5 protein-coding genes are annotated in these 4142 nt (G+C 51.1%); 4 read left to right on the forward strand and 1 reads right to left on the reverse strand.

Annotated features, from left to right (window positions below):
- Positions 1-327: 327 nt before the first annotated feature.
- A complete protein-coding gene (locus IM509_RS23115) occupies positions 328-885 on the reverse strand; it encodes a Uma2 family endonuclease (protein WP_185236996.1) in 558 nt (185 codons plus the stop codon).
- 178 nt (positions 886-1063) lie between these two features.
- Between IM509_RS23115 and IM509_RS23120 the strand changes: the two genes are divergently transcribed.
- The 4 genes from IM509_RS23120 to IM509_RS23135 form a co-directional block, all read left to right on the forward strand.
- A complete protein-coding gene (locus IM509_RS23120; protein WP_185236997.1) occupies positions 1064-1558 on the forward strand; it encodes a tetratricopeptide repeat protein in 495 nt (164 codons plus the stop codon).
- A 143-nt stretch (positions 1559-1701) separates the two neighbouring features.
- Complete coding sequence (locus IM509_RS23125) at positions 1702-2796, forward strand: S1C family serine protease (protein ID WP_185236998.1); 1095 nt, start codon at positions 1702-1704, stop codon at positions 2794-2796.
- Between the two features lie 50 nt (positions 2797-2846).
- The gene (locus tag IM509_RS23130; RefSeq protein WP_185236999.1) at positions 2847-3455 is read left to right on the forward strand and encodes a COP23 domain-containing protein; all 609 of its coding nucleotides are present in this window, start codon (positions 2847-2849) and stop codon (positions 3453-3455) included.
- Positions 3456-3494: 39 nt separating this feature from the next.
- Positions 3495-4142 (forward strand): S1 family peptidase (locus IM509_RS23135; RefSeq protein WP_287717356.1); only part of this gene is annotated, 648 nt, incomplete at its 3' end.

A 4142-nucleotide genomic window follows, 5' to 3' on the forward strand; every position in this document is an offset into this window, starting at 1 on the left:
CCTTGGGTGTATTGTTGGGTTTCCTGACTACTGTAGAGTCCGTAGGTTGGGTTGAGCGAATAAATATGTTAAGGAAAACCTCTCAATTCTCAGGAAAAGCGAAACCCAACACCCAACACCTAAATCTGTCTGAATCTTTTTGTTGGGTTTCCTTGGGTGTATTGTTGGGTTTCCTTGGGTGTATTGTTGGGTTTCGTGCCTCAACCCAACCTACGGTAGAAACCCAACACCCAACACCCCACACCCTGCCCCCACCAACAAACTTTTTGCCGCAAACCCTAGATACTCGATCGATTTTGAATCTCACCCCGAAAAAAGCGATCGATCTTACAGCAAGATTTCTAGCGCTAGGGTGAACCCCGGAACCACATCTTCCCCGCTTAAAATTGCGTTGGCGGGATAACAGGTAATCGTCCCGTCCTGACGGTAGACGAAAGCCTGTTTATTGTGGCGATCGATCAACCATCCTAACTTCACCCCGTTCTCCCGATACTCCTCCATTTTCCGCTTTAACTTCGATAAACTATCGGTTTTAGAACGGATCTCGATCACGAAATCCGGCGCGAGATCGAGAAATTCATCTTCCCTTTCCTGCCAACCGGACGGTAAACGTTCTCTCGCCACGAAAGCCACATCGGGAGAGCGTACCGCGCTATTGGCCAGTTTAAAACCGCCGCTAGAACTAAATACCTCTCCTAACCCGTTCTGTTCGACCCAGTAGAGCAGGCGAGCGCCGGCTTTCAGTTCTCGATTCGCTGAAATACTTCCGATCGGGGGCATAGTGACTAACGTTCCATCTGCATTGCGTTCAAAGCCTAATTCCGGGTTCTGACAACTGAGGCGAATTAATTCCGCATCAGTAATCGTCGGGGATTTGCTTACCATATTGCATCAAAAAAAACAAGTATTTTTCACTAAATGATAACAAAGCGATGCCGATTGCCGCGCTTTTTCCTTTTGTACCCGAAAGGAAAAAAAATTGATCGCCCTATTCTGCATATTCCCAAAAAAGCAACCGATGAATTAGGTAGAAGCTCAAATCACCCTCACCGAGGCACTACCCATGAAATCCTTCGCCCTTCTCACCACCGTCAGCCTAATCGGCCTCTCCACCCTCGCGACTGTTCACCCCGTCATCGCCCTAGAAAGCCGACAACCAGCCGAAACCCTGATCACTCAAGCGAACTACAAAGAAGCGATCGCCCACTTTAACCGGGGAATTAACTACATCCAACAGGAAAAATATGATCTCGCCCTCGCTCAATTCACCAGAGCGATCGAACTCGATCCGGACTATAGCGAAGCTTACCTCGGTCGGGGCATGATTTACACGATTCGCGAACAATGGCGGCCGGCGTTTCAAGACCTGAACACCGCGATCCGACTAAACCCCCGCGCTGCCTACGCTTACCATTTCCGCGGATACGTCCATCTCGCATTTAACCAGAGACAAAATGCGATCGCCGATCTAACAACGGCCGCCGAATTATTTCGCCAGCAGGGAAACACAGAAATGTACAACAGCGCCATAGAAGCACTACGGCAGATAGGTGCGTAAGTTGCAAGGGAGAGCGATCGCTCTCCCCCTCTAAACTTTTGTGAAAAAAGCAACCTGAAGACTTAAAACTTAATCGCATAATTGGAAAAAAACCAACGATAACATCCTTGCAAGTATCCCCCGACTAAAGAGGAGTCAATCCGATGAAACCAATTACTTTCACCCTATCGGTGCTACTGGCCACCACTGGCCTACTGGTTCAACCAGGAAACTTCCTGATGGAAAACATTCCACCCATCCTCGCGCAGGATCAGACCGCTTCTAGAGTCTATCAGAAAGCCAGCCCCGCCGTCGTCACCGTCAAAAATGGCAGCGGCCACGGTAGCGGCTTTCTGGTCAGTCCCGACGGTATCATCATTACCAACGCCCACGTTGTTGCGGACGGCCCCCGGGTGGTGACGGTGAAATTTGCCAACGGACAGCAGGCCTCGGCAGACGTGATCGGCTTCGCTAAAAATGGCGTGGATTTAGCCGTCCTGCGGATTTATAACCGCCAAAACCTGCCCTATCTTCCCCTGGCTCGTCCGAACTCCGCCAAAGTCGGCGAAAGCGTTTTCGCCATCGGCACACCCTTAAACGAGGACTATCAAAACACCCTCACCCAGGGCATTATCAGCCGTCTCGACCCCGAAAAAGGCATTGTGCAACACAACGCTAATATCAACAAAGGCAATTCCGGCGGGCCGCTTTTGAATTCACGGGGGGAAGTGGTGGGGGTTAACGTCGCAGGCGATATCGGGAGTTACGTTTACGACGGTGCGGGAAACCCGATCGGCCTTACCCAGAGCGGCATTAATTTCGCCGTTTCCCTCGATCGCCTGCAAGCTTTCCTCACCGCAGTTAAAACAGGCGATATATCCTCCGTTTCTACCCTCCAGAAAGAGAATCGAGAACCCGTGATTCTCACACTTCCCCTCGACGGTCAGACCGTTCAAGGCAACTTGACCAAAGACCAAAACGAGCAATATTACGCCTTCGAGGGTCGCATAGGGCAAAAAGTGACCATCGAAATGAATGCACAGGAGATAAACCCCCTCTTGACGATATTGCGCGTTGTTAAATCCTCTGAGGGGGAGAAAGTCGAGAAAATAGCGGACAATGACGATCGCGCTCCTGGTGATTTTAACGCTCGACTCGTAACCGAATTACCCGCCGATGGAGTTTATCTCGTGGTCGCCAAGTCCCAAGAAAAGGGCGAAACGGGCAACTATACCCTAAGAGCGGCGATTAATCCCTAATTCAACTGTTTTTATCCTTTGAGACCGTTTTTTATTCAGGAACTATCCCTATGAACCCTAGACATATTTCCCTCCGCCTCGCTGGCGTCGGCCTCCTCGCCACTGTTCTCCTCGGTGGTATCGCCCCCGGTTTCAGCCAATCGACCACCCCGAATCGCGTCACCTTCTTCTGTAAAGAGGTGTTTGATCGCGCATCGGGAGGGAAAATCCCCGCTACCCTGGCTTGGATTCCCGAAAGGAGCGGCAATGTGCGGATTATCGGCTGGAAATCGGAATATTTCTCCAAACGTTCCCCGGTTCGTTGCGAGGAAGTCACGAAAAAATTCCAGGAAGCATATAATCAAGGGCGTTTTAACTATCTCACCACCGGCCGGGCGAAGGGATACCCGATCATCTGCAGCGTTTCACGATCCGGCGATCCCTGCGATGGTAATAGCCAACTTTTTACCCTTAAACCCCACGACAATCCAGATTTAGTCTTGCAACAACTCATGGACATCCTAGAGGGGAAAAGCTCGGATATGCTCCTCCAGAATTCCGGAGATAAAACCTATATCTCGATGACGGAGTTTTTCGCCAAAGCACCACTCGCCGATCGCGACGCACCCTGTGGTACGAGATCTGCTGGCCCGCAAAATAATTGCGTTCCCACCCGCTAGAATTTTCGCTGTTTTACCCCGAATTTCCCCATAATAACCATGTTGAAACCCTTTCCCCTACTCCTAAGCCTCCTACTTCTGCCCGTCGTACCGGTTAAAGCGCTATCCCCTTTCTCTGCTCCGGCGATCGTGGCGGAAGACAGCCCAGACGCGCAGATCGAGCGATCGATCCGTCAAGTCACTGTTAAGATTACTAGCGAGATAAATCGGGGATCGGGAATCATTATCGGGAAAAAAGGCAGTATATACCTCGTTTTGACCAACGCTCACGTTACCCGCGGCGCGACCACCCTACAGATCCAAACCCACGACGGCCAAACCCGCACAGCCTCGATCGCGCCGAATTCCCTTTTAAAAGATAAGGATCTGGCCCTCGTGGAGTTTAGCGATACCAGGGATTATCCGATCGCCACCATCGCGGAGTTTACCCCCAATCAAGACAGGATCGGTTTAGAAGTGGTGGCCGCGGGATATGTTGCCGAAACGGGACAGTATCGGACGACAAAGGGAACCCTCGAACAGGTGAGCGATCGACCCCTCCTGGAAGGCTACAGCGTCGGTTATAGTGGCGAGATCGTGCAGGGAATGAGTGGCGGCGGCATTTTTGTTGATGGGGAGTTAATCGGCATTAACGGGCGATCGGCCCATCCGATTCTCTCTAACTACATCTACGAAGACGGTACAAAA

This window comes from Microcystis sp. M31BS1 (genome assembly GCF_020245285.1).
Classification (GTDB): Bacteria; Cyanobacteriota; Cyanobacteriia; order Cyanobacteriales; family Microcystaceae; genus Microcystis; species Microcystis panniformis.